Below are 21736 nucleotides of genomic sequence, written 5' to 3'. Positions count from 1 at the left end.
GCTTTGCCCTCCGTCCGGTTCAGTATGGCACAGGCCTGTGCGGCCGCTCAGCCATGACGCAGCTGCCGCCCGGGGCGACGCAGCGCGCAGCTGGCACGGCTGCTCCAGCGCGGATCGAACAACCCGGCCAGCCAGCGGCCGATCGACGCTCTGGCCGGTGCCGTCGCCCGACGGGTGATCAACACCTCGGCGCCGTCGCTGGCGGTCATCACCGTGGCGGTCGGCAGCTTGAGCACCACCGATTCGCCCGGCGCGAGCACCAGGTCGCGCGGATCGCCGTATTGGGTGATCCACACGCTGCCGCGGCGACTACGGATTTCGGCATGGGCCATCTGGGCCAGCACCAAGGTGGTGCGCGGCGTCAGCGTGATCGATTCGGATGCGATTATGTCAGCCATGATGAGGTCCTCCTGAACCCCCGGCCGTCTCCATCGACGGCGGGTTGATCGAAGTATCGTCAGCGTCTAGGCTGTCGACAAACGGTCAATTTGCATTGCATGGATGCAAAAATCGCATGGATAGTCCGCTGCTCCGCCTGCCCCCGCTCGATCCGCTGCGCGCCTTCGTGGCGGCCGCGCGGCATTTGTCCTTCACCCTGGCGGGCGAGGAGCTGTGCCTGAGCCAGTCGGCCATCTCGCGCCAGGTGCAGACCCTGGAGCAGGCCCTCGGCGTCAAGCTCTTCGTACGCGCCACGCGCAGCCTGAGCCTGACCGAGGCCGGCACCCGCCTGGCCGCCGCCGCCGAGGGCTGGCTCAACGAATACGGCCGGCTGGCCGCGCGCCTCAAGATGCCGGTGCGCCCGACCGTGACCATCACCGCCAGCGTCGGCATCTCGGCGCTGTGGCTGGTGCCGCAGCTGCGCGACTTCCAGTCCGCCCACCCCGAGATCGATGTGCGCATCTCCACCACCAACCGCATCATCGACCTGGCGCATGACGACATCGACCTGGCTCTGCGCTATTGCCCCGACCGCGACGCGCCCGAGGGCAGCTGGCGCCTGTTCGGCGACACCCTGCTGCCGGTGGCCCATCCGTCGGTCGGCAGCGACTTGGTGCTCGACGCCAGCACCCTGCCCGAGCAGGTGCTGCTCGACTTCGACGGCGCCGGCAACGGCTGGCTGAGCTGGACGCCCTGGCTCGCCGCCGAGGGGCTGGCCGATGTGCAGCCGCGCAGCTGCCTGCGCTTCAGCCACTACGACCAGCTCATCCAGGCCGCGCTGGCCGGTCAGGGCCTGGCCATCGGCCGGCTCGAGATGATGGCGCCGCTGCTGCGCGAAGGCCGGCTGGTGCCGGTCGGCATCAACCACCGCGCCATCACCGGGCGCGGCATCTGGCTGGTGCCGGCGCCGGGGCCGATGCGCCCCGAGGTCGAGGTGTTCGCGCAGTGGGTGCGCGCCGCCGCGGCGCGTAGCACCGTCACCGACACCCTGCCCGAGGCGCGCCGGGCGTGAGCGCACGCAGCATCGCAGCCATGCTGGGCCTGATGCTTGCCCTGCCGGCCGGCGCCCAGGCGACGGTGCGCATCACGCAGCTGAGCTATCCGGTCGACCTGGCCGACACGCCGGACCTGCGCCGTGCATTGTCCGCGGCCTCGACGGTGCGCGAAGGCGGCCGGACCTTCCACAGCGATACCCGCTGGACCGTGCGCTGGCACACCTTCTGGCGCAGCGCGGGCGGCCAGTGCGCCATGCAGCGGGTGAGCACCGAGGTCGACATCGCCTACACCTTTCCGCAGGCCACCCGCCTGCCGCGCCGGGCCGAGCTGCGCCAGCGCTATGCCGACTACCTGACCGCCCTGCAAGTGCATGAACAAGGCCATGCCGATCTGGCCGTGCAGGCCGCCGAACGGATCGAAGCGGCCCTGATGGCCGTCCCGCCCCAGCCGGACTGCGACACGCTGTCCGAGACCGCCAACCGGCGCGGCCATGCGATCCTCGACCACACCCGCGCCCGCGAGCGCACCTACGACGCCACCACCGGCCACGGCCGGACCCAGGGCGCCCATCTCGACTGACCCACCCACAAGGTATGCCCATGACTGCCTGGATCCATGACGCCCTGCGCAAGATCGACGCCGACTACCACCGCTCGGCCGACACCCACCTGATCCCGCTGGCGCTGCCGGCCATCGCCCCCATCCAGCTCTATCTCAAGGACGAATCGACCCATCCCACCGGCAGCCTCAAGCACCGCCTGGCGCGCTCGCTGTTTCTCTACGGCCTGTGCAACGGCTGGATCCGCGAGGGCACCCCCATCGTCGAGGCCTCCTCGGGCAGCACCGCGGTGTCCGAAGCTTATTTCGCGCGCCTGCTCGGCCTGCCCTTCATCGCGGTGATGCCGGCCACCACCTCGCAGAAAAAGATCGACCAGATCAGCTTCTACGGCGGCCAGTGCCACCTGGTCACGACCCGCGACATCTACGCCGAAGCGGCGCAGCTGGCGGCGGCCAAGGGCGGGCACTACATGGACCAGTTCACCTATGCCGAGCGCGTCACCGACTGGCGCGGCAACAACAACATCGCCGAATCGATCTTTGCCCAGATGGCCGCCGAGCCCGACCCGATTCCGCGCTGGGTCGTGGTCAGCGCCGGCACCGGCGGCACCTCGGCCACCATCGGCCGCTTCCTGCGCTACAAGCGCTTCGCCACCGGGCTGTGCGTGGCCGACCCCGAAAACTCGGTGTTCTACGACCACTTCCTCGACCCGGCCACCTCGCCCACGCTCGATGCCAGCTCGCGCATCGAAGGCATCGGCCGGCCGCGGGTCGAGCCCTCCTTCATCCCCTCGGTGATCGACCTGATGATCAAGGTGCCCGACGCCGCCAGCCTGGCCGCCATCCACCTGCTCGAGACCCTGCTCCAGCGCAAGGCCGGCGGATCGACCGGCACCAACCTGTATGCCGCCTTCCAGTTGTGCGCGCGCATGAAGGCCAAGGGCCAGACCGGCAGCGTCGTCACCATGCTGTGCGATGGCGGCGAACGCTACCTCGACACCTACTACAACCCCGAGTGGATCGCCCGCCAGGGGCTGGACCTGGCGCCCTGGCGGGCTCGGCTCGAGCACTTCATGGCCACCGGCGAGCTGACCTGACGGCCACCGCCCGCCCCCAAGGAAGGCAAGCCACCGCTAAAATCCCGATTCCACCGGCCGTAGATTGCTGTCATGCCCCTTCGCCGCCACCACCCCGACGCCCCGCGCATCCGCCTCATCCTGACCCTGCTCGCCGCGCTGGGCCTGGGCGGTTGCGCCTCGATCCAGAACGCGGTGGACACCGTCAAGGCCAAGCTGCCGGCGCCCGCAGCACCGGCCGCGGAGGTCGATGCGGACACCCCCGACACACCGCGCACCGAACCGGCGCGACCGGCGCCGAAGCCCGTCCGCAAGGCGGTCGCCCCGCCGCCGGCCCCCAGCGCCCCGCCACCGGCACCTGCGCCCGCACCGGCCGCGCCGGTCGCCAAGATCGCAGGCCCAGCCTGGCTGGCCCAATGCGCTGCAGTGCAGGTCGCCGGCGGTGTCGCCCGCTGCGATGCCGACCGCCTGCTGGCCCGCCCCTCGGCCACCGTGCAAGTCTTCACCCGCGACCCGGCGCTGGCCGTCAAGAGCGCGGACGGCGACATCACCCTGCGCCCCGGCCTGCCGCACCGCTACCGCCTCTTCGTGCTGCCCTGAGCCACCGTGCCCGGCGGGGTCGCATCACCGCCCGACCGCGGCCGTGAGCTTGCGACCGTGCCGCGCGGGGACTACACCAAAAGAAACCGGTGCGCGTCGCGCACCGAAGCCCGGCCGGAATCCGTCGCAGCGCTGTGCGCCGGGACGGCGTTTTCCGCGCCGCTCACCCGGGAGCCGTCATGACCCATCGCCGGGGCTCGCGTCACCGCGCCAAGTGGATGTTGCTGGTGCTGGCGGCGTCGATGCCGATGCCGAAGTTCGCCCACGCCGGATTCGATCCGCTCGATCCGCTGGGCACCCTGCGCAAGAACGCCCACACGGTGTCGATCGACGTGGCGCCGGGCGATTGGGGGCAGGTCGACCGGCGCGACCTGCAGCGGGTGCTCGAATCGGTGGCGCACGAATTCCTCGACCGCAGCGTCGGCCTGCGCCAGGACCTGTCGGTGCGCGTCATTCCGCGCAGCGGCGCGCCCCGCGTGCTCTACGATCGCGGCCTCCACGGCGAGTACCGGATCCAGCTCACCGCGCGTGACGAGCGATGGTTTCAGTACGCCTACCAGTTCGCGCACGAACTCTGCCATGTCGCATCGAACTTCGATCGCGGCATGCGCGTCGGCGCCGACGGCGCACATGCCCACCAGTGGTTTGAAGAAGCCCTGTGCGAGACCGCCGCGCTCTACACCCTGAAACGGCTCGCCGCGACCTGGGAAACCTCGCCGCCCACCCGCAACTGGGTCGGCTACGGCGCCACCTTTGCCGCCTACGCCGACGCCCTGGCGCGCGAGCCGCACCGCCAGCTGACCCACCGCTCGCTGCGCGACTGGTATGCCGAGCATGCCGCGTCGCTGCGCGACGATCCCTACCTCCGGCAGAAGAACGAGGTCGTGGCCAGCCAGTTGCTCCCGCTGTTCGAACAACATCCCGACTACTGGCAGGCCATCGCCTACCTCAATCCGGTCACGGCCGGCGCCACGACCTCCTTCGCCGACTACCTCGCCGCCTGGTACGAGGCAGCGCCGGACAAAGCCTTCCCCGCCGAAGTCATGGCCCGTTTCGGCCTCGACCCGGCGCACCGGGCGGCGGACGCGGCGAACGCCCGAATCGCGCAGCGCCGGGCCGCCGACTCGCCGGCCGAAGGCTCCGGCGTGCTCGGCCCGGACGGGGACTGAGCGGCAGCGCCCAGACGGCGCAGCGCCTGCCTCAGAATGCGTCGTATTGCTGCTTCTCGCGGATCACCCGGTTCACCGAATCCACATAGCCGTTCATCCACCGTGAGCCGGTGTCGGGCGCCCTGAAGCCGGCCACATAGCCGTTGAAGCCATCGAGCGGGCCACTGGGTCCGGCGGCGCCGTAGGCCTCGGTGTCCTGCATGTAGGCAATTTCCTGGTTGAGGACTTCGACGTAGTAATCGAACCAGCCCGAGCCGGTATCGCGGGATTCCATGGTGCCGAGCATCTCGTTGAAAGCCTCGTCGGAGCCGGCCGCCTGCGCGCCCACAGGCAACAGCAGCGCGGCGCATAGCGCGGCGGGCGCCAGCGCGAATGGGATCTTCCGAATCGTCATGACAGTCTCCTCGCCGGGCCGGGGGGCCGAGTCCGACGCACAGACGGCGCGTCGCTCATGCTCGGACGCAGGCGTGACGATCGACGCGTGGCGTGATTGGCACAGCGCACACTCGCCCGCCTTTGTGGGGGCCCGACACTTCGGTATAGGCCCAGTGCCGGCCGCTGCATAGCGGCCACGGGACGAATGGTGGCGGGCAACACCGCGCAGCGCATGCCGGGCGGGTCGCGGGGCGATCGCGCGGCGTCACAGCGCCAAAGCAGACTAAAATACGGCTTACGACAGGTCCACTTACGGAATACACCATGACCTACAAAGTCTTCATCGACGGCCGTCACGGCACGACCGGACTCAAGATCGACGAACGCCTCGCCCTGCGCGACGACGTCGAGATCCTCACCATCCCCGATGCCCAGCGCAAGGACGCCAGCGTCAAGGCCGAGTACATCAACACCGCCGACGTGGTCTTCCTGTGCCTGCCCGACGCCGCCTCGAAAGAATCGGTGTCGCTGCTCGCACCGGGCAACACCCGCACCCGCTTCCTCGACGCCAGCACCGCCCACCGCACGAACCCCGACTGGGTCTACGGCCTGCCCGAACTCAACCCCGGCCATCGCGAGCGCGTGCGCACCGCGCAGAAAGTGGCCGTGCCGGGCTGCCATGCCAGCGGCTTCATCATGCTCATGCACCCGCTGGTCGCCGCCGGCATCGTGCCCGCCGACTACCCGGCCACCACCTACTCGATCACCGGCTACAGCGGCGGCGGCAAGGAAATGATCGCCAGCTACGAAGACGCCGGCGAGCTGGGCGACGCCATGAAGAGCCCGCGCTTCTACGCACTCGGCCTGGCGCACAAGCACCTGCCCGAGATGCAGGCACTCACCGGCCTGGCCGCCAAACCGCTGTTCACCCCCATCGTCGGCAACTTCGCACAGGGCATGGTGGTGGCCGTGCCGCTGCTGCCGCGCCTGCTCACCAAGCCGGTGGCCGCCGCCGACCTGCAGCATTTCTTCGCCGAGTACTACGCGGGCGAGACCTTCATCAAGGTCATGCCGGCCGACGCCACGCCGCTGCTCGACAACGGCTTTTTGCCGGCCACCGCCTGCAACGACACCAACCGCGCCGAGATCTTCGTCTTCGGCCATGGCGAGCAGATCCTGCTGGCGGCGCGCTTCGACAACCTCGGCAAGGGCGCCTCGGGCGCCGCCATCCAGTGCATGAACCTGATGCTCGGGGTGGACGAGGCGACCGGTCTGGCGGTGTAAGCCGCATACCGCCCCCCGACGAACCCGGCCTGCGCGCCGGGTTCTTTTTTGCCCGGGCCAAGGCTGCCGAGACGGCCACGCGCCGGCGGGCGCACGGCAAGATTGTGCAAAAGGCGTTGCCGAGCGATGCCCGGCCGGGTTCAGCCCATGCGCCCCTGCTGCGCCGACTCGTCGCCGTAGATGGCGCTGAACACCGCGCCCTCGCCCTGGCACCAGGCGCGGTACATGCCGTCGGTGTTGAAATCGAGCACCAGCTGGCCGAGCCGGTCGACGGCGATCATGCCGCCCGCGCCACCGGCCGGTTTGAGCTCGTCGAACAGCACGTGGTGCACGCAGTCGGCCAACGGCGGCTGCAGGTAGCGGTAGCGGGCGCACACCGCATGGGCCGCGGCATGGCGAATGAAAACCTCACCATGGCCGGTTGCCGACACCGCGCAGCTGCGGTCGTCGGCATAGGTGCCGGCACCGATCAAGGGCGAGTCACCGACGCGGCCGATGGCCTTGAGGGTGAGCCCCCCAGTCGAGGTGGCCGCGGCCAGATGGCCGGCGCTGTCGATGGCCACGGCGCCGACGGTGCCGAACTTGAAGTCGTCGGCGCCGGGCGCCAGGCCGCCACCGCGGGCCTGCTCGAATTGTTGGCGCCGCAGCGGCGTGTCGAACCACGCATTGTCCACCTGCGGCAGGCCCTGCTCGCGCGCAAAGCGGTCGGCCCCGCGGCCGGCCAGCAGGACATGCGGCGAATGCGTCATGACGGCACGCGCCACCGTGACCGGATTCGGGCTGTGCCGCAGGCCGGCCACCGCCCCGGCCCGCAGCGTGGCGCCGTCCATGATGGCGGCGTCGAGCTCATGGCCGCCGTCGGCGTCGAACACCGCCCCCTTGCCGGCGTTCAACCTAGAAACCGTAGTTGGACGCGCCCGAGTGTGCGTCTGGTGGGCTGTCTGGCAAGGCGCGACGACGCACAGCCTGCACGCTGTAAGGAGGAGCAACGCGGCCAGGCGGCCCACTAGACGTGCAATCGGGTGCGTAGCGCTGTTACCCACCGGGTGATCGGCCGCGAAGCCGAAAAGGTCCGCATGTTCAATACCTTGCTCATGCGCACAAGCGGTCAACTGCGGTTTCTAGGTTCAACCAGACGCAATCCTCCAGCACGCGCACCGCCGCCTCGACCGCGTCGAGGCTGTCGCCCCCCTGCCACAGGAGGCGCGCGCCGGCGCGGGCCGCGGCCTGCAGCGCGGCATGGATCTCGTCTTCCTGGGCAGCCGTCAGCAGGCCGCGCGTGAGTGTGCCGGCACCGCCGTGGATTGCGATGGCGCAGGGGGCTGGCGGGCGCATCCGGCCGCGTGGTCAGCGCCGGGCGGCGGTGGCGGCGGCCAGGCGGCGCGTCACCCAGCGATGGCCATGCGCGCGCGTCAGCCCGAAGGCCAGCAGGGCCACGGCCACCAGCGCCAGCGCGCCCGGCTCCGGCACGGCCAGCAGGTTGCCGCGGATCTCGCCGCCGGCAAACGTGGTGGTGTGGATGTTGACGTAGACCTGCCCGGCGGCCAGCGCAGCGCCCAGGGCCGAGGCGGCATCCGTGGCGTTTCCGCCGGCGCTGGCGAGAAAAGCCGCCGCGTAGATGCTCGAATCGGTGAGATCGAACAGCCGGTTGTAGGTCGCCGCCGTCACGCCGCTGACAAAGCCGGTGAGCCCGACCGCCACGCCGGCATTGACGCCGGGGCCGGCGCAGCAATGCAGATGGGCGACCACGGTGGAGCCGGTCAGATCGGCGAAATTAAGGTCCACCGACAGGGTATTGGCGGCGGCATCGAAGCCGACGCTGAGCGTGCCGGTGGCCGGCGACAGGTTGGCCGGGACCTCGTTGGCGCCGCTCAGGCTGGTCGAATACATCACCGGGTCGGCCCAGGCCGTGCTGACGCACAACCCCAAGAGCCACATCAGTTGCCGGGCAAAGCGCTTCATCGCGGCCACCTCGTCGACATCCGCCGCCTGCGGCGCAGGCGGGTCTCGTGCACAGGCAAGCATATGCGGCGCCAGATAGCGCATCGTATTGATTTATTGACGTTTCATGCGCGGCATCTGGCCCGCCGGGCTGGCCACTGTAAAGCCCTTCGACACGCGCCCTGCCGCAGCGTCAACTTGCGCGCCGACCCGGCCTCCGATTGAATCCTCCCTCCGCTCCGGACCGGACACCATGACCCATACCCATCTCGACCCCCGCGCCGCCCTGCTGATGGTGTTTCTGTGCGCCATCTGGGGCCTGCAGCAGGTGGCCATCAAGCTTGCCGCGCCGGACATGGCGCCGCTGCTGCAGTCGGCGCTGCGCTCGCTCGGGGCGATGGGGCTGGTGTGGCTGTGGGCGCGGCACCGGCGTGTCGACCTGCGCCTGGACGACGGCACATTGGCGCCGGGGCTGCTGGCCGGCCTGCTGTTTGCCGGCGAATTCGCGCTGCTGTACTGGGGGCTGCAGTTCACCTCCGCCTCGCGCGCCGTGATCTTCGTCTACACCGCGCCATTCATGGTGTCGCTGGGGGTGGTGTGGCGCCTGCCGGGCGAACACATGCAGCCGATCCAGTGGGCAGGGCTGGCGCTGGCCTTCGCCGGAGTGGTGGCCTTGTTCGGCGAGGGCCTGCTCAAGCCCGCCGGCACCGCCTGGATCGGCGACATGATGATGCTCGGCGCGGCAGTGATGTGGGCCGCCACCACGCTGACCGTCAAGTTTTCGCGCCTGGCCGCCGCCGCGCCGGAGAAGACCTTGCTCTACCAGATCGCCGTCTCGGCGCTGGTGTTGTCCCTGGTTGCCGTCCTGATGGGCGAGACGCGTGTCGGTGCGATCACGCCGACACTGGTCGGCAGCCTCGCCTTCCAGATCGTGGTGGTCGCCGCCTTCAGCTATGCCTGCTGGTTCTGGCTCGTCCGCCACTACCCGGCCACGCGGCTGTCGGCTTTCTCTTTTCTCACGCCGGTCATGGGCGTGCTCGCCGGCGTGATCCTCCTCGACGAGCCGCTCACCCCGGCGGTGATGGGCGCCATGGCGACGGTCGGTACCGGCATCTTCCTGGCCAACCGGCCGCCACGCGACCTGAAGCGCCGCGCCCGATAGCGCCCCAGGTGCCGAGGGCCTGCGTTTTGCGCGGCCTCGACACCGCGTCGACCCGTCCTGTCCTCACCTGGCGGCGCCCGGCCGGCCGTTCGGCCGCTCGGGTTGTGCATTGCATCAATGTCGGTAAAATGTTTGTACGATAATAATTTGCGTTCCAGTGCCTGCCGGTGACCCCGGCACCCCGATTCGACCGGAACGGAACGCGCGCCCGCCCCCGACCCTCGGGGGCCTTGATGGGTCGGCACCGCAGGTGCCGGACCGTGCCGCAAGCCCTTGCGTGCCCTTCGGTCGATTCACGGCGGTAGATTCCCGCCGGCCGGCGCTGGCGTACCGACGCCATGTTTCCAGTTGTCGCGCGGATTTTTGCGCTGCTCTCGGGCACCGTGCTCTTGCTGCTCGGTGTCGGACTGCTCAATACCCTCCTCGTGCTGCGCGGCGCGCACGAGGGCTTTTCCGACGGCGTGCTCGGCCTGATGGGCTCGAGCTACTTCGTCGGCTTCCTGCTCGGCACGCTGCTCGGCCCGGGGCTGATCCGGCGCATGGGGCATATCCGCGCCTTCGCCTTCTTCACCGCGGCCGTCACGGTCAGCGTGCTGGCACACCTGATATGGATCGACCCCATCGCCTGGATCGTGCTGCGGGTGATCGCCGGCGCGGCGGTGGTGGGCTTGTACATCGTCATCGAAAGCTGGCTGAGCACCCATGCCGGCGCGGCCCTGCGCGGCCGGGTGTTCGCCGTCTACATGGTGTGCAACCTGGGCGCGCTGGCCGCCGCACAGCAGTTGCTGGCCATCGATTCGCCGGCCGGCTACCTGCTGTTCGCGATTTCGGCGGCCTTCGTGTGCCTGGCGGCGATGCCGGTGTCGGCCACCCGGCTGACGCCGCCGACACCAGCGGACGGCACACGCATGGCCTTGCGTGGCTGCTTTCGCACGGCGCCGGTGGCGGTGCTGGCCGGCGTGCTGTCGGGCCTGGCGATGGGCGCCTTCTGGAGCCTGGGCGCCGTCTGGGTGGGCCGGCTCGGCGCCGACGCGACGGTGGCTGCCGATTTCATGACCGCCACCATCCTCGGCGGGGTGGCACTGCAATGGCCAATCGGCCATTTCTCCGACGGCAACGACCGGCGGCGCACGCTGATGGTGGTGGCCCTGCTCACCGCCCTGGCGGCGCTGGCGCTGCTCGTGGCCGGTGCGCGCTACTGGCCGCTGATGGGCGCGGCCTTCGCCTTCGGCGGCGTGGCCTTTTCGCTCTACCCGATCGCGGTGGCCCACCTGGTGGACCACCTGCATACGGACGAGATTCTCGGCGGCAATGCCGCCTTGCTGCTGTTTCACGGGGCAGGGGCCGCCATCGGCCCGATGCTGGCCGGCGCCGCCATGGCCCGGTTCGGGCCGGCAGCCCTGCCCCTCCACTTCATGCTGATGACGCTGCTGCTCTCGGCCCTCGCCTTCTGGCACACCCGCCGTCGCGACGACGTGATCGTCGATGCCCCGGCCATCTTCGTCCCGATGGTGCGCACCTCGCCGGGGGCGATGGACATGATGTCGGCCGAACAGGCCGCCCACGCACCCACACCCCATCCCCACACCTCATAAGGACAATCCCATGATTCTCGCCACCGATCTCGACGGCACCTTTCTGGGCGGCAACCCGGACAACCGCAGCCGCCTCTACCAACTGATCGCCGCCCACCCCGAAATCACGCTGGTGTTCGTCACCGGGCGCGGGCTGGAGGTGGTGATGCCGCTGCTCGACGACCCGACCATTCCGCAGCCGGACTTCGTCATCTGCGACGTCGGCGCCACCGTGGTCGAAGGCACCGATCTGCGGCCGGTCGAGCCCATCCAGTCGTCGATCGACGCGCTCTGGCCGGGCGAGCATGTGGTGCGCGACCGCATCGGCGACATCCCCGGCATCCATCGCCAGACCGTGCCGCAGCAGCGCCGCTGCTCTTACTTCTGCGATGCCGACGCGGTCACCTCCGACCTGGTGGCGCGGGTCGAGTCGCTCGGCTGCGACCTGCTGTTCTCGGCCGACAAGTATCTCGACGTGCTGCCGCGCGGCATCAACAAGGGCAGCACCCTGACCCGTCTGGTCGACCTGCTCGAGGTGCCGCATGACGAGGTGCTGGTGGCCGGCGACACGCTCAACGACCTGTCGATGTTCGAAGCGGGGTTCTTCGGCGTGGCGGTGGGCGAGTCGGAGCATGGGCTGATCCAGGCCACGCGCGATCGCTCCAAGGTGCTGCATGCCAAGTACACCGGCTGCGGCGGCATTCTCGAAGCACTGTCGCACTTCGGCTTTCTCGGCCCGGGCGCGGTCGATGCCGAGGTGGCGGCGATGGCCAAGCCCGGCCGCTCCGAGCTGGTCATGGTGTATCACCGCCTGCCCTATGAAGAGAGCTGGGAGGACGGTGAGCTGGTGCGCCGCCGACCGACCTCGCCCAACGGCATCATGCCCACGCTGATGTCCTTCTTCAAAGGCGGGCAGCGCGGCGCCTGGGTCGCCTGGGCGATTCATGACCCCGAGAACGGCCGCCCCTTCGAGACCCACACGGTGGTCGACCGCAAGGCCTATCCCGGCCTGGTGGCGGCCCGCGTGGCGCTGACCAAGAACGATGTGGACGTGTTCTACAAGCGCTTCTCCAAGGAAGCCTTCTGGCCGACCCTGCACACCTTCTGGGAACGCGCCGAGTTCCGCGAGGACGACTGGGAGGTCTATCTCAAGGTCAACCGCCTGTTTGCCGAGCGCACCGCCGCCGAGGCCGCCGAGGGCGCGCTGGTATGGCTGCATGACTACAACCTGTGGATGGTGCCGGGCTTCCTGCGCGAGTTGCGCCCGGATCTGCGCATCGCCTTCTTCCATCACACCTACTTCCCGTCCGCCGACGTGTTCAACGTGCTGCCGTGGCGGCGCGAGATCATCGGCAGCCTGATGCAGTGCGACTACATCGGCTTCCACATCCCGCGCCAGGTGGAGAACTTCCTCGATGCCGCGCAGGGCGTGGCCCCGGTCAAGGTGCTCAAGCGCCAGGCCAGCGCACCGCGCTTTCGCACCTATGGCTGCGCGGTGGGGGTGGAAGACTACGCCACCGAGATCGAAGTACACCACCGCCGCATCGGCCTCGGCGCCCATCCGGTCGGGCTCGACGTGGGCCGCATCGAAAAGATCCTCGCCGAGAAAGCGACCCACGAGCGCATGGCCCGGCTGCGCGAGGAACTGGCCGGCAAGCGCATGGTGCTGTCGGTCGAGCGGCTCGACTACACCAAGGGCACGCTGCAGAAGCTCGAAGCCTTCGAACGCCTGCTCGACAACCATCCGGAATTCCACGGCAAGGTCACGCTGGTCACGGTGTGCGTGCCGGCAGCGCGCGAGATGACCATCTACCGCGACCTGCAGTCGCAGATCGAGCAGGCCGTCGGGCGCATCAACGGGCGCTTCTCCACCGTGGGCTGGACGCCGCTGCAGTTCTTCTTCCGCCCGCTGCCCTTCGACGAGGTGGTGAGCTACTACGCCATGGCCGACGTGATGTGGATCACCCCGCTGCGTGACGGCCTCAACCTGGTGGCCAAGGAATATGTGGCCACCCAGGGCCTGACCCAGGGCCATGGCGTGCTGGTGCTGTCCGAGTTCGCCGGCGTCGCCGCCGAGCTGCACGGCACCTTGCTCACCAACCCGCACGATCCGTCCGACATGGAAGAGAAGATCTACCTCGGCCTGACCATCGGCGGCACCGCCGCCGACCCGCGCGGCCCGATCCGCGAGCAGTTCGGCATCGTCTGCCACAACACGGTGCAGCACTGGGGCGAAGCCTTCATCGAGGCCGTCGATGGCATGACGCGCGAGGCCGCGGAGGCGGCACCGACCGGCGCCTTGAGCGCGGTGGACTAGGGCCGCCCGGCCACCGGCGCCGCCTGCGGTGCCACCTCGGCCAGATCCGCCTCGGCGCGCAGGCTCGGCGCCCAGGCGATGATCTCGCTGGTGGCCACGCCGGCCTGGTGGAAGGGGTCCTCGGCCACCCAGGCCTCGACCGTGGCGCGGTCGTCGGCCTGCGCCAGAATGACCCCGCCGCTGCGCGGCTCGCGCCGTCCGGAGAGCAGGAAATGGCCGGCACGGTAGTGGCGTTCAAGGTAGGCGCGGTGCGCCCCCAGGTGGGCGTCCACCTCGGTCAGCGGCACGCGGTACGAGAGCAGGATCAGATACAGCATGGCAAATCTCCGGTGATGCGTTTTCAGCGACGCAACTGCAGCGCGCCCACACGGTAGCGCACATGGGCGAACGGGTGGTGCGCGCTCAGATGCGGGCTGCGCAGCCAGGTGCCGACCGGGGAGCGGCCATGCTCGTCGGTGAATTCGCCATGCAGCACGAAGACCTCCTCCCCGCCCCAGTGCCGGTGCGGCACGAAGCGTTCGCCGGCTGACCACACCAGGCAGCGTCGCGACCTGAAACTTGTGCGCCCGCCCGAGCTCGAACCCAGGGAGAACGCACCCTCGGCAGACCGGGCGCCATGCCGGTCGAGGGGCGCGTGCATCGGGTGGCCGCGGCCACCGTTTGCCGATCGGGGAGGCCCGCATGGCAGCGACGGCGATCGATCCTCAACATGACGAGCCCGTGCCGCACCGCTGGCATGTGCTGCAGGTTCTGCGCGCGATGCGGCACGGTCATCCCTTCATCCGGCTGTGGGACACCGCCTTTTCGATGCATCTCGAGGGCGTTCCGCTGGCGGTGCATTACTTCGATTTTCTTGAACGCAACGGCTACATCGTTCCCGTCGCGCAGCGCGGTCTGCAAGCGTGCTACTACACGCTCAGCGCCAAGGGCGTCGCGCTGCATGACGAAGGCGAGCGCTGGTGGCGCTCGCTGCGCTGGCGGCAGAAGACCTGGGTGATGTGGCGCGGCTAGGCGCGGGCCGGGTGGAGCGCGCTCCCGTCCGGCAGCGGCGGGTCGCCGGCGACTGGCGGGGCGAGCTCGTCGAAGCAGCAGGCGCAGAACCCACCGTAGTCGAAGAGCTCGTCGATGATTCGCTGCAGGCGCACGCCGATCCAACGCATGATCTGTCTCCCGCGGCATGAATGTCCGCTTGGTGGGCCCCAGCCTAGCAAGACCGGATGACAGCCACGTTGCACTGCACTCTCCGAGCGGCCGGTGCCGCACGCGCGGGCCGCCGAGCGCTGGACTATGCTCAAAGCGTTCAACACCGACACGCCGCCGTGAAGCCGCCCACACTGCCGGAACTGGTCCAACTGGAACGCCTCCTCGAGGCGCGCTCGCCCCATGTCGACGCCCGCGTGGCGGCCGAGGTGCGCCTGCCGGGCGGGCAGACCTTTCCGCTATACGTGATCGCGCTGGGCAATCCGGCGCCCGAGACGCCGGCCATCGGCTTCTTCGGCGGGGTTCACGGTCTCGAACGGATCGGCGCCGACGTGGTGATCGCCTTCCTCCACCATCTGGTGATGCGCCTGTCGTGGGACGCCATGCTGCACCGCCAGCTCGAACACCTGCGCCTGGTCTTCATGCCGGTGGTCAATCCGGGTGGCATGTGGCAGGGCACGCGCGCCAATCCGCGCGGTGTGGACCTGATGCGCAATGCCCCGGTCGACGCCGTGGAGGCGGTGGCACCGCTGGTCGGCGGCCAGCGGGTGAGCGCCCGCCTGCCCTGGTACCGCGGCGTGGCGCAGGCGGCCATGGAGCTGGAAAGCCGGGCAGTGTGCGACCTCGCCGCCGCCGAGCTGCTGGCCCGCCCCTTCAGCCTCGCGCTCGACTGCCATTCCGGCTTCGGCGCCCGCGACCGCATCTGGTTTCCCTATGCCCATACGCGCGCGCCCTTCGCCCACCTGGCCGAGATGCACGCGCTCCAGGAGGTGTTCACCGGTTGCCACCATCACCACCCCTATCTGTTCGAGCCGCAGAGCCGCCAATACCTCGCCCATGGCGATCTGTGGGACTTCCTGCACCTGCGGGCATGCGCCACGCCCGAGCGCGTCTTCCTGCCGCTGACGCTGGAGATGGGCTCCTGGCTGTGGGTCAAGAAAAACCCGCGCCAGCTGTTCTCGCGCGACGGCCTGTTCAACCCGCTGATCGCGCACCGCCAGCAGCGGGTGCTGCGCCGCCACCTGCCGCTGCTCGATTTCCTGTGCCGTGCCACCTGCAGCTACGCCGGCTGGCTGCCGCGTGACGGGGCCCGGGTGGCGCACCATGCGCGTGCGCTCGACGCCTGGTACCGGTGAGCCGATGACGACCTGGATCCTGCTGCGCGGGCTCACGCGGGAGAGCGGCCACTGGGGCGATTTCCCCGAGCACCTGCGCAACGCCCTGCCCGAGGCGCGAGTCGTCACCCTCGACCTGCCCGGCAACGGCGACCTGTTTCAGGAGCCCAGCCCCTGCCGTGTCGAGGCCATGGCCGCGCATGGCATCGCGACGGCGCGCCGCCGCGGCCTGGCCCCGCCCTACACGCTGCTGGCGATGTCGCTGGGCGCCATGGTGGCCGTCGCCTGGGCGGCCGCGCGACCGCAGGAGGTGGACCGCTGCGTGCTCATCAGCACCAGCCTGCGCCCGTTCAGCCCCTTTTACCGCCGGCTGCGCCCGGGCAGCTACCTGCCCTTGCTGCAGCTGATTGCCGGCACCGACGCCCGGCGGCGCGAGCGCACCGTGCTGCGCCTCACCAGCCGTTTGCATATCGACGACCCCGCCGTGGTCGACGCGTGGACGGCGCTGCGCGAAGCGCATCCCGTCTCGGCACGCAACGCCTTGTGCCAGCTGCTCGCCGCCGCCCGCTACCGCGCCCCGGCCGCCAGGCCCACCGCCACCTTGCTGCTCGCCGGCGCCGGCGACGCCCTGGTGCACCCGGGCTGCTCGCAGGCACTGGCCGCGGCTTGGCAGTGCCCGCTGCGCGAGCATCCGCGCGCCGGCCACGATCTGCCGCTCGACGACGCCCCCTGGGTGGCCGAGCAGGTGCGCCATTGGCTGGCCGGCGACGCCGCACCGGGTGCCGGAGCGGTGGCGCCGCAGCGGACGGGCGCCAAGGCGTGAGTGCTGCTCGGTCTCATCTTCGCACCCCGAACGGCAACGGGGCCGCACGATGGCGGCCCCGTTGCCGTTGGCGTCACGACGGCGTCAGACCAGCGTCAGCGTCACATTGATGTTGCCACGGGTCGCGTTGGAGTAGGGGCAGACGATATGGGCCTTGTCGACCAGGTCGCGCAGGGTGTCCTTGTCCATGCCGGGCGCGGAAATGCGCAGTTCGACCTCAATACCGAAACCGGTCGGGATGGGGCCGATGCCGACGATGCCTTCGATGCCCAGGTCGCTGGGCAGGGCAATCTTTTCCTTGCCGGCCACGAATTTCATCGCACCCATGAAGCAGGCCGAGTAGCCGGCGGCAAAGAGCTGCTCCGGGTTGGTGCCGTCGCCGCCGGCACCGCCGAGTTCCTTCGGCGTGGTCAGCTTGACGTCGAGGACGCCATCGGAACTGACGGCGCGGCCGTCACGACCGCCGGTGGCTTTGGCATGGGCTTGGTAGAGGGCTTTTTCTAGCATGGGGCTTCTCCTGTTGGGATGCGACGGTAGGGCATAGGGCGCTTCGGGTGTCGCGGCGCCGAAGCGATAGCGTACGATTTCATCGTGTGCGATTTATTAGACAGAGAAAGAGAACCTCCCGGTCGTGCCGCACACGGTCAAACCGCTTGGGAAAGGTTTTGGCGCAGCGTGTCCAGCTCGCCCTTGAGCGCCACGAGACGCGCTGGCGTACAGCCGGTGGCGCACAGCATGGTGGCGGGAATGCCCTCCGCCTGGCGCTTGAGGTCCTTACCGGCAGCGCTCAGGGTGACCACCACCTGACGCTCGTCGGTGACGGCGCGGGTGCGCTGCACCAGGCCCGCGGCTTCCATGCGCTTGAGCAGCGGGGTGAGGGTGGCCGAGTCGAGCGACAGACGTTCGCCGATCTCGGAGACGTTGCGGCTGTCCTGCTCCCACAGCACCATCATCACCAGATATTGCGGGTAGGTGAGGCCCAGTGGCGCGAGCGTCTTGCGGTAGGCCTTGTTCATGGCCAGGCTGGCGGCATACAGGGCGAAGCACAGTTGGTCGTCGAGCCGCAGCGTGGGCGGATGGTCCGGTGCGGGTGGTGTCGTGGCGTCCATGCCCGGCAGTTTATATCGCGCACTATTTAATCGCAAGCGCAAATCGTCCGCTTTCCGCCGGCCAGGCGACCCCGCTCGGCGGAACCGGCCGGATTCCCGGAAAACCCGCTGGCGACATCGGCGCCCGCCACCCATGATGAAAGCGGGCGCCGTCCATGGCGGCCGGCCCGATCCCCCACCCGGAGACGACGCCATGAGTTCGCCACTGTTCGCACGCCTGATCCGCCCGGTCGGGCAATCCCGATCGGCGAAAACCGTCGAGGTCTTCGGCTGGATCCTGCTGGCCGAGGCGCCGCTGGTGCTGCTGGCGCCGCACTGGGTGGCCGAGGTGTTGCACTTGCCTGAGCTGGGTGTGCAGGCGGCGAACTACTTCCGCCTGGTGGGCCTGCTGATCGGCGGGCTGGGCATGTTGTATGTGGTGAGCGGCCGGCTCGATGCGCAGGGCTTCGTCTTCGCCTCGATGCTCGACCGCCCGCTGGTGCCCTTCATCATGGCGGCGCTATGGGCCTTCGGCCTCATCCCGGGGACGCTGGCACTGTTCTTCGCGGTGTCGGACAGCGTCAGCGTGTTGTGGACCTGGTCGGCCTGGCGCCGCGAACACCGCGGCCCCTGACGCGGGCGATGCGAACTGCCGACCAGCCCGCGAGTCTACGTTCTGCACGATTTTTTGAGCAAAGGAGGACGTCATGGACAAGCCGCTCGGTCATCTCGACCGCCATTTCGATCTGCCCCACGTGCGCCAAGTCGACACTGCCCGCCCCTGGCGATGGCTGAAACTCGGCTGGCAGGACCTCTCCGCCAGCCCCGGCGCCAGCCTGTTCTACGGTGCGTTCTACGCCCTGATGGGCTACCTGATCCTGGCCTACGCGGTCGACATGCCGTATCTGTTCACCGCGGCGATCTCGGGCTTCATGCTGATCGGGCCGGTGGCCGCCGCGGGCCTGTACGAGATTTCGCGCCGGCGGACCAAGGGCGAAGTCTGCGGTCTGTACGAATCGCTCGTCGGGCTGCGCCGCCATGGGGATTCGCTGTTCTACTTCGGCCTCTTTCTGGCCGTCACGCTGATCCTGTGGGAGCGCACCTCGGTCATCCTGTTCGCGCTGTTCTACAACGCCTCGGCACCGAGCGTGGGCAACCTGCTGGGCGACATCTTCCTGTCGGGCGAGCACCTGCAGTTCGTCGCGGCCTACCTGGTTCTGGGCGGCATTCTGGCCGCGGTGGTGTTTGCGCTGTCGGTGGTGTCGGTACCGATGCTGATGGACCGCGACACCGACATCGCCACCGCCATGATGACCAGCGCGCGGGCCGTCGCCCTCAATCCGGCGACGACGGCGCTGTGGGCGGCGATCCTGGTCGGCGCAATGGCGCTGGGCTTTGCCACGCTGATGGTGGGCATGGTGCTGCTGCTGCCGCTGATCGGCCATGCCTCGTGGCATGCCTACAAGGATCTGGTCGAGTAGCCGGCGCGGCGCCTAAACCGTGAAGCGTGCGTAGTCGTTCTCGGTCGGCAGGCCCTGCACCGCCCAGAACTGGCCGGTGGCCGGCTGCATGAGCGCGGCGCCGCAGGTTTCCATCTCCAGCGGCGGGGTGGCACGCACGCAGATGACCGGGTCGCGGGTCAGCGCCATCAGTGCCGGCGCGCTCAGCCCGCCGGCATCGAGCAGGGTCTGCGCACGGGCCAGCCGGGCCTCGCTGGAGGCCTGCGAGGCCGGCGCGCGCGGCCGGCAGCGACGCAGCGTCGCGGCATCGAGACAGTGGTTGCTATGCACCAGCGCGGCGCCGCCGCGGCGCGTGATGTGGCAGTGGCCGGGCATAGCTTCGATGTTGATGCCGGTGCCGTGGCGGTCGGCGAGCAGGAAGTTGTGCGCGCCCATCAGCGGCGCGTCGGTGATGCAGGCGAGCGCGGCCTCGATGTCGGTCTGCTGCAGCGCCTTGCGCACCACGAAGGGCCAGCTCACCCCGATCTGCCCCTCGGCGCCGAGCAGGTTGTTGATACCCACGGCGATGCCCGCCGCGTTCATGCCGATCATGCCGACGCAGCCGGTGAGGCTGAAGGCCATGAAGCGTGGCCCATCGTCGGGCCGGCCCTGCAGCAGCAGCACATAGGGGCGCGATCCGGCATGCATGTCCCAGGTCTGGCCCAGATAGCCGTGGCCGTCGACGCTGAGCGCATCGGGGATCAGGAAGGCGGTGCAGTCGTCCTCGACCTGCGCGGTGGCGCCGCCGGCCGCACCGCGGGCGTAGACCAGATCGATGAAATCGGTGAAGCCGTTGGTGATGATCAGCTCGGCCAGGCTCAGGCCGCTGGCCTCGGCCAGGCCTTCGAGCTCCAGCATCAACCCGGGCGCGTAGGCGGCGTGCGCGTCGAGGCAGGCCTCGGCCAGCGCCAGCACGGCGTCGCGCTCCATCGCATGGCCGGTCCAGACCGCGCTGCCGGCCAGCGCGACGCGTTCGGCGGTGTAGCGCCGGATCTCGTCGGCGAAGGCCGCGCCATGTACCCGGCCCATGTCGCGCGGCGTGCCGGTCAGCGAGAGGACACGCGGCTGGCTCATGGCACGACCCGCTTGTCGCAGCCGCGACATCTTTCGGGCAGCCGAGCGGGCGCGCTCATGTCGTTGCCACCTCACGCACGGCATCGCGCGTCGCCGCGATGGCGGCCGGCACGGCCTCGGCCAGCACCGCCATGGCTTCGTCGATCTGCGCATCGCTGAGGGTCAGCGGCGGCAGCAGGCGCAGGCAGTTGCCGTAGAGCCCGGCGCGCAGGGTGATCAGCCCGCGCTTGAGGGTCTCGGCGGTGAGCGCGTTGGTGAGCGCGGCGTCGGGCGTGCGGCTGGCTGCGTCCTCCACCAGGTCGAGGGTCAGCATCGGCCCCAGGCCGCGCACCTCGCCGATGGCTTCGGGATAGGCGGCCTGCAAGGCCTCCAGATGGGTGCGCAGGCGCTGGCCGACCACCTCGGCACGGGCCATGAAACCCGGCGCGGTGAGCTGGTCGAGCACCGTCAGCGCCGCCGCACAGGCCACCGGGTTGCCGCTGAAGGTGCCGCCCAGCCCGCCCGGATGCGGGGCGTCCATGATCTCGGCGCGGCCGGTGACGGCGGCCAGCGGCATGCCGGCGGCGATGGATTTGCCGCTCACCAGCAAGTCCGGCACCAGGCCGTAGTGCTCGACCGCGAACAGCCGCCCGGTGCGGCCCATGCCGGCCTGCACTTCGTCGGCCACATAGAGCATGCCGTGCTCGCGGCAGCGCGCCTGCAGGTGGGCGGCGAAGCGTGGCGGCAGCGGCAGGAAGCCGCCCTCGCCCTGCACCGTCTCGACCACCACGGCGGCCACCGCCTCGGGCGCCACCTGGGCGATCAGCGCATGGTCGAACTGGGCGATGCAGTGGTCGATGTAGGCGTCCTCGCTCATGCCGGCCGGCCGCCGGTAGGGGTTGGGGAAGGGCAGGCGGTAGATTTCGGAGGGGAAGGGGCCGAAGCCGGCCTTAAACAGCGCGTACTTGCTGGTCATGCCCATGGTCATGTTGGTGCGCCCGTGATAGGCGCCCTCGAAGACGATGAGCGCCTGCCGCCGGGTGTGGGCGCGGGCGATCTTGACCGCCGCCTCGACCGCCTCGGCACCGCTGTTGAGCAGGGTGGTCTTCTTGGCGAAATCGCCGGGGGTGAGGGCATTGAGCCGCTCGCACACCGCCACGTAGGGCTCGTAGGTGGCGACGATGCTGCACATGTGCAGCAGCTCGCCGGCCTGCGCGCGGATCGCCGCCACCACCGCGGGCGGGGTGTGGCCGACCGCCAGCGTGCCGATGCCGCCGGCAAAGTCGAGCAGGGTGTTGCCGTCCGCATCGGTCACCGTGGCGCCGTCGCCACGCACCACGGCGATGCCGGTGAGGCGCGGCGCACCGCGCGAGACGGCCGCGTCGCGGCGGGCCACGATGGCCCGGCTGGCGGGGCCCGGGATGTCGGTTTTCAGATCGATCGAGGCCATCGTTTTCCCCCAAAGTCC

Annotated in this window: 26 protein-coding genes; 14 read left to right on the top strand and 12 right to left on the bottom strand. The window is 69.7% G+C overall.

What is annotated here, in order from left to right; translation table 11 throughout:
• Positions 1 to 47: 47 nt before the first annotated feature.
• Positions 48 to 398: a DUF2917 domain-containing protein gene (locus tag I8J34_RS02555; RefSeq protein ID WP_214359803.1), complete on the bottom strand. Its 351-nt coding sequence runs from the start codon at positions 396 to 398 to the stop codon at positions 48 to 50.
• A 116-nt stretch (positions 399 to 514) separates the two neighbouring features.
• On the opposite strand from I8J34_RS02555, the gene I8J34_RS02550 reads away from it, so the two are divergent.
• The 5 genes from I8J34_RS02550 to I8J34_RS02530 all read left to right on the top strand — a co-directional run bounded on the left by I8J34_RS02550 (position 515) and on the right by I8J34_RS02530 (position 4837).
• Positions 515 to 1450, top strand: coding sequence for a LysR substrate-binding domain-containing protein (locus I8J34_RS02550; RefSeq protein ID WP_214359802.1), 936 nt, complete (start codon positions 515 to 517; stop codon positions 1448 to 1450).
• Complete coding sequence (locus I8J34_RS02545; protein ID WP_214359801.1) at positions 1447 to 2013, top strand: DUF922 domain-containing protein; 567 nt, start codon at positions 1447 to 1449, stop codon at positions 2011 to 2013. The genes I8J34_RS02550 and I8J34_RS02545 overlap by 4 nt, the downstream gene beginning before the upstream one ends.
• 20 nt (positions 2014 to 2033) lie before the next feature.
• Positions 2034 to 3089 carry a PLP-dependent cysteine synthase family protein gene (locus tag I8J34_RS02540; protein WP_214359800.1) on the top strand — a complete coding sequence of 352 codons (1056 nt, stop codon included), beginning with the start codon at positions 2034 to 2036 and terminating at the stop codon, positions 3087 to 3089.
• Positions 3090 to 3161: 72 nt separating this feature from the next.
• The gene (locus tag I8J34_RS02535; RefSeq protein ID WP_214359799.1) at positions 3162 to 3668 is read left to right on the top strand and encodes a hypothetical protein; all 507 of its coding nucleotides are present in this window, start codon (positions 3162 to 3164) and stop codon (positions 3666 to 3668) included.
• 179 nt (positions 3669 to 3847) lie between these two features.
• Positions 3848 to 4837, top strand: coding sequence for a hypothetical protein (locus I8J34_RS02530; protein WP_214359798.1), 990 nt, complete (start codon positions 3848 to 3850; stop codon positions 4835 to 4837).
• Positions 4838 to 4868: 31 nt separating this feature from the next.
• Here I8J34_RS02530 and I8J34_RS02525 read toward each other — a convergent pair whose 3' ends face one another.
• Positions 4869 to 5231 carry a hypothetical protein gene (locus tag I8J34_RS02525; RefSeq protein ID WP_214359797.1) on the bottom strand — a complete coding sequence of 121 codons (363 nt, stop codon included), beginning with the start codon at positions 5229 to 5231 and terminating at the stop codon, positions 4869 to 4871.
• Between the two features lie 305 nt (positions 5232 to 5536).
• On the opposite strand from I8J34_RS02525, the gene argC reads away from it, so the two are divergent.
• Positions 5537 to 6496: an N-acetyl-gamma-glutamyl-phosphate reductase gene (gene argC / locus I8J34_RS02520; protein WP_214359796.1), complete on the top strand. Its 960-nt coding sequence runs from the start codon at positions 5537 to 5539 to the stop codon at positions 6494 to 6496.
• A gap of 140 nt (positions 6497 to 6636) precedes the next feature.
• Here the strand turns inward: argC and I8J34_RS02515 are convergent, their stop codons facing one another.
• The 3 genes from I8J34_RS02515 to I8J34_RS02505 form a co-directional block, all read right to left on the bottom strand.
• On the bottom strand, positions 6637 to 7389 hold the full coding sequence (locus I8J34_RS02515; RefSeq protein ID WP_214359795.1) for an isoaspartyl peptidase/L-asparaginase family protein: 753 nt from the start codon (positions 7387 to 7389) through the stop codon (positions 6637 to 6639).
• A gap of 199 nt (positions 7390 to 7588) precedes the next feature.
• Positions 7589 to 7831 carry an isoaspartyl peptidase/L-asparaginase gene (locus I8J34_RS02510; RefSeq protein ID WP_214359794.1) on the bottom strand — a complete coding sequence of 81 codons (243 nt, stop codon included), beginning with the start codon at positions 7829 to 7831 and terminating at the stop codon, positions 7589 to 7591.
• Positions 7832 to 7843: 12 nt separating this feature from the next.
• On the bottom strand, positions 7844 to 8521 hold the full coding sequence (locus I8J34_RS02505) for a CHRD domain-containing protein (RefSeq protein WP_214359793.1): 678 nt from the start codon (positions 8519 to 8521) through the stop codon (positions 7844 to 7846).
• Positions 8522 to 8690: 169 nt separating this feature from the next.
• Between I8J34_RS02505 and I8J34_RS02500 the strand changes: the two genes are divergently transcribed.
• From I8J34_RS02500 to ggpS, 3 genes are all read left to right on the top strand, one after another.
• Positions 8691 to 9599 (top strand): DMT family transporter, encoded by a 909-nt coding sequence (locus tag I8J34_RS02500; protein ID WP_214359792.1) that lies wholly within the window; start codon positions 8691 to 8693, stop codon positions 9597 to 9599.
• A gap of 338 nt (positions 9600 to 9937) precedes the next feature.
• Entirely contained in the window at positions 9938 to 11194 is a 1257-nt protein-coding gene (locus I8J34_RS02495) for an MFS transporter (RefSeq protein WP_214359791.1), read from the top strand.
• 10 nt (positions 11195 to 11204) lie between these two features.
• Positions 11205 to 13490, top strand: coding sequence for a glucosylglycerol-phosphate synthase (gene ggpS, locus I8J34_RS02490; protein WP_214359790.1), 2286 nt, complete (start codon positions 11205 to 11207; stop codon positions 13488 to 13490).
• Here the strand turns inward: ggpS and I8J34_RS02485 are convergent.
• Both I8J34_RS02485 and I8J34_RS02480 read right to left on the bottom strand, forming a co-directional pair.
• A complete protein-coding gene (locus I8J34_RS02485) occupies positions 13487 to 13807 on the bottom strand; it encodes a YciI family protein (protein ID WP_214359789.1) in 321 nt (106 codons plus the stop codon). The genes ggpS and I8J34_RS02485 overlap by 4 nt on opposite strands.
• A 23-nt stretch (positions 13808 to 13830) precedes the next feature.
• A complete protein-coding gene (locus I8J34_RS02480; protein ID WP_214359788.1) occupies positions 13831 to 14130 on the bottom strand; it encodes a cupin domain-containing protein in 300 nt (99 codons plus the stop codon).
• A gap of 41 nt (positions 14131 to 14171) precedes the next feature.
• Between I8J34_RS02480 and I8J34_RS02475 the strand changes: the two genes are divergently transcribed.
• A complete protein-coding gene (locus I8J34_RS02475; protein ID WP_214359787.1) occupies positions 14172 to 14501 on the top strand; it encodes a ferrochelatase in 330 nt (109 codons plus the stop codon).
• Here the strand turns inward: I8J34_RS02475 and I8J34_RS02470 are convergent.
• Positions 14498 to 14650 (bottom strand): hypothetical protein, encoded by a 153-nt coding sequence (locus tag I8J34_RS02470; RefSeq protein WP_214359786.1) that lies wholly within the window; start codon positions 14648 to 14650, stop codon positions 14498 to 14500. The two genes, I8J34_RS02475 and I8J34_RS02470, sit on opposite strands and share 4 nt — an antisense overlap.
• A gap of 159 nt (positions 14651 to 14809) precedes the next feature.
• Between I8J34_RS02470 and I8J34_RS02465 the strand changes: the two genes are divergently transcribed.
• Positions 14810 to 15826: a M14 family zinc carboxypeptidase gene (locus I8J34_RS02465; RefSeq protein WP_230411676.1), complete on the top strand. Its 1017-nt coding sequence runs from the start codon at positions 14810 to 14812 to the stop codon at positions 15824 to 15826.
• A gap of 4 nt (positions 15827 to 15830) precedes the next feature.
• Positions 15831 to 16628, top strand: a complete 798-nt coding sequence (locus I8J34_RS02460) for an alpha/beta fold hydrolase (protein ID WP_214359784.1) — start codon at positions 15831 to 15833, stop codon at positions 16626 to 16628.
• Positions 16629 to 16712: 84 nt separating this feature from the next.
• Here I8J34_RS02460 and I8J34_RS02455 read toward each other — a convergent pair whose 3' ends face one another.
• Positions 16713 to 17135 (bottom strand): organic hydroperoxide resistance protein, encoded by a 423-nt coding sequence (locus tag I8J34_RS02455; RefSeq protein WP_214359783.1) that lies wholly within the window; start codon positions 17133 to 17135, stop codon positions 16713 to 16715.
• A 137-nt stretch (positions 17136 to 17272) separates the two neighbouring features.
• The gene (locus I8J34_RS02450; protein WP_214359782.1) at positions 17273 to 17737 is read right to left on the bottom strand and encodes a MarR family winged helix-turn-helix transcriptional regulator; all 465 of its coding nucleotides are present in this window, start codon (positions 17735 to 17737) and stop codon (positions 17273 to 17275) included.
• Positions 17738 to 17930: 193 nt separating this feature from the next.
• Here I8J34_RS02450 and I8J34_RS02445 point away from each other — a divergent pair, with 193 nt between their 5' ends.
• Both I8J34_RS02445 and I8J34_RS02440 read left to right on the top strand, forming a co-directional pair.
• Complete coding sequence (locus I8J34_RS02445; protein WP_214359781.1) at positions 17931 to 18350, top strand: hypothetical protein; 420 nt, start codon at positions 17931 to 17933, stop codon at positions 18348 to 18350.
• A gap of 73 nt (positions 18351 to 18423) precedes the next feature.
• A complete protein-coding gene (locus I8J34_RS02440; protein WP_214359780.1) occupies positions 18424 to 19197 on the top strand; it encodes a DUF2189 domain-containing protein in 774 nt (257 codons plus the stop codon).
• A gap of 12 nt (positions 19198 to 19209) precedes the next feature.
• Here the strand turns inward: I8J34_RS02440 and I8J34_RS02435 are convergent, their stop codons facing one another.
• Positions 19210 to 20289, bottom strand: a complete 1080-nt coding sequence (locus I8J34_RS02435; protein ID WP_214359779.1) for a C45 family autoproteolytic acyltransferase/hydrolase — start codon at positions 20287 to 20289, stop codon at positions 19210 to 19212.
• 55 nt (positions 20290 to 20344) lie between these two features.
• Positions 20345 to 21718, bottom strand: a complete 1374-nt coding sequence (gene gabT / locus I8J34_RS02430) for a 4-aminobutyrate--2-oxoglutarate transaminase (protein ID WP_214359778.1) — start codon at positions 21716 to 21718, stop codon at positions 20345 to 20347.
• Positions 21719 to 21736: the final 18 nt, after the last annotated feature.

This window comes from Denitromonas iodatirespirans (assembly GCF_018524365.1).
Taxonomy (GTDB): domain Bacteria; phylum Pseudomonadota; class Gammaproteobacteria; order Burkholderiales; family Rhodocyclaceae; genus Nitrogeniibacter; species Nitrogeniibacter iodatirespirans.
This window is presented reverse-complemented; position numbering and strand designations above follow the sequence as displayed.

Excerpts from the sequence above, each read along its gene's own strand:
- I8J34_RS02555 (WP_214359803.1), bottom strand. The coding sequence starts at position 398 with ATGGCTGACATAATCGCATCCGAATCGATCACGCTGACGCCGCGCACC.
- I8J34_RS02550 (WP_214359802.1), top strand. The coding sequence starts at position 515 with ATGGATAGTCCGCTGCTCCGCCTGCCCCCGCTCGATCCGCTGCGCGCC.
- I8J34_RS02540 (WP_214359800.1), top strand. The coding sequence starts at position 2,034 with ATGACTGCCTGGATCCATGACGCCCTGCGCAAGATCGACGCCGACTAC.
- I8J34_RS02535 (WP_214359799.1), top strand. The coding sequence starts at position 3,162 with ATGCCCCTTCGCCGCCACCACCCCGACGCCCCGCGCATCCGCCTCATC.
- I8J34_RS02530 (WP_214359798.1), top strand. The coding sequence starts at position 3,848 with ATGACCCATCGCCGGGGCTCGCGTCACCGCGCCAAGTGGATGTTGCTG.
- I8J34_RS02525 (WP_214359797.1), bottom strand. The coding sequence starts at position 5,231 with ATGACGATTCGGAAGATCCCATTCGCGCTGGCGCCCGCCGCGCTATGC.
- argC (WP_214359796.1), top strand. The coding sequence starts at position 5,537 with ATGACCTACAAAGTCTTCATCGACGGCCGTCACGGCACGACCGGACTC.
- I8J34_RS02510 (WP_214359794.1), bottom strand. The coding sequence starts at position 7,831 with ATGCGCCCGCCAGCCCCCTGCGCCATCGCAATCCACGGCGGTGCCGGC.
- I8J34_RS02505 (WP_214359793.1), bottom strand. The coding sequence starts at position 8,521 with ATGCTTGCCTGTGCACGAGACCCGCCTGCGCCGCAGGCGGCGGATGTC.
- I8J34_RS02500 (WP_214359792.1), top strand. The coding sequence starts at position 8,691 with ATGACCCATACCCATCTCGACCCCCGCGCCGCCCTGCTGATGGTGTTT.
- I8J34_RS02495 (WP_214359791.1), top strand. The coding sequence starts at position 9,938 with ATGTTTCCAGTTGTCGCGCGGATTTTTGCGCTGCTCTCGGGCACCGTG.
- ggpS (WP_214359790.1), top strand. The coding sequence starts at position 11,205 with ATGATTCTCGCCACCGATCTCGACGGCACCTTTCTGGGCGGCAACCCG.
- I8J34_RS02485 (WP_214359789.1), bottom strand. The coding sequence starts at position 13,807 with ATGCTGTATCTGATCCTGCTCTCGTACCGCGTGCCGCTGACCGAGGTG.
- I8J34_RS02480 (WP_214359788.1), bottom strand. The coding sequence starts at position 14,130 with ATGCACGCGCCCCTCGACCGGCATGGCGCCCGGTCTGCCGAGGGTGCG.
- I8J34_RS02475 (WP_214359787.1), top strand. The coding sequence starts at position 14,172 with ATGGCAGCGACGGCGATCGATCCTCAACATGACGAGCCCGTGCCGCAC.
- I8J34_RS02470 (WP_214359786.1), bottom strand. The coding sequence starts at position 14,650 with ATGCGTTGGATCGGCGTGCGCCTGCAGCGAATCATCGACGAGCTCTTC.
- I8J34_RS02460 (WP_214359784.1), top strand. The coding sequence starts at position 15,831 with ATGACGACCTGGATCCTGCTGCGCGGGCTCACGCGGGAGAGCGGCCAC.
- I8J34_RS02455 (WP_214359783.1), bottom strand. The coding sequence starts at position 17,135 with ATGCTAGAAAAAGCCCTCTACCAAGCCCATGCCAAAGCCACCGGCGGT.
- I8J34_RS02450 (WP_214359782.1), bottom strand. The coding sequence starts at position 17,737 with ATGGACGCCACGACACCACCCGCACCGGACCATCCGCCCACGCTGCGG.
- I8J34_RS02445 (WP_214359781.1), top strand. The coding sequence starts at position 17,931 with ATGAGTTCGCCACTGTTCGCACGCCTGATCCGCCCGGTCGGGCAATCC.
- I8J34_RS02440 (WP_214359780.1), top strand. The coding sequence starts at position 18,424 with ATGGACAAGCCGCTCGGTCATCTCGACCGCCATTTCGATCTGCCCCAC.
- I8J34_RS02435 (WP_214359779.1), bottom strand. The coding sequence starts at position 20,289 with ATGAGCCAGCCGCGTGTCCTCTCGCTGACCGGCACGCCGCGCGACATG.
- gabT (WP_214359778.1), bottom strand. The coding sequence starts at position 21,718 with ATGGCCTCGATCGATCTGAAAACCGACATCCCGGGCCCCGCCAGCCGG.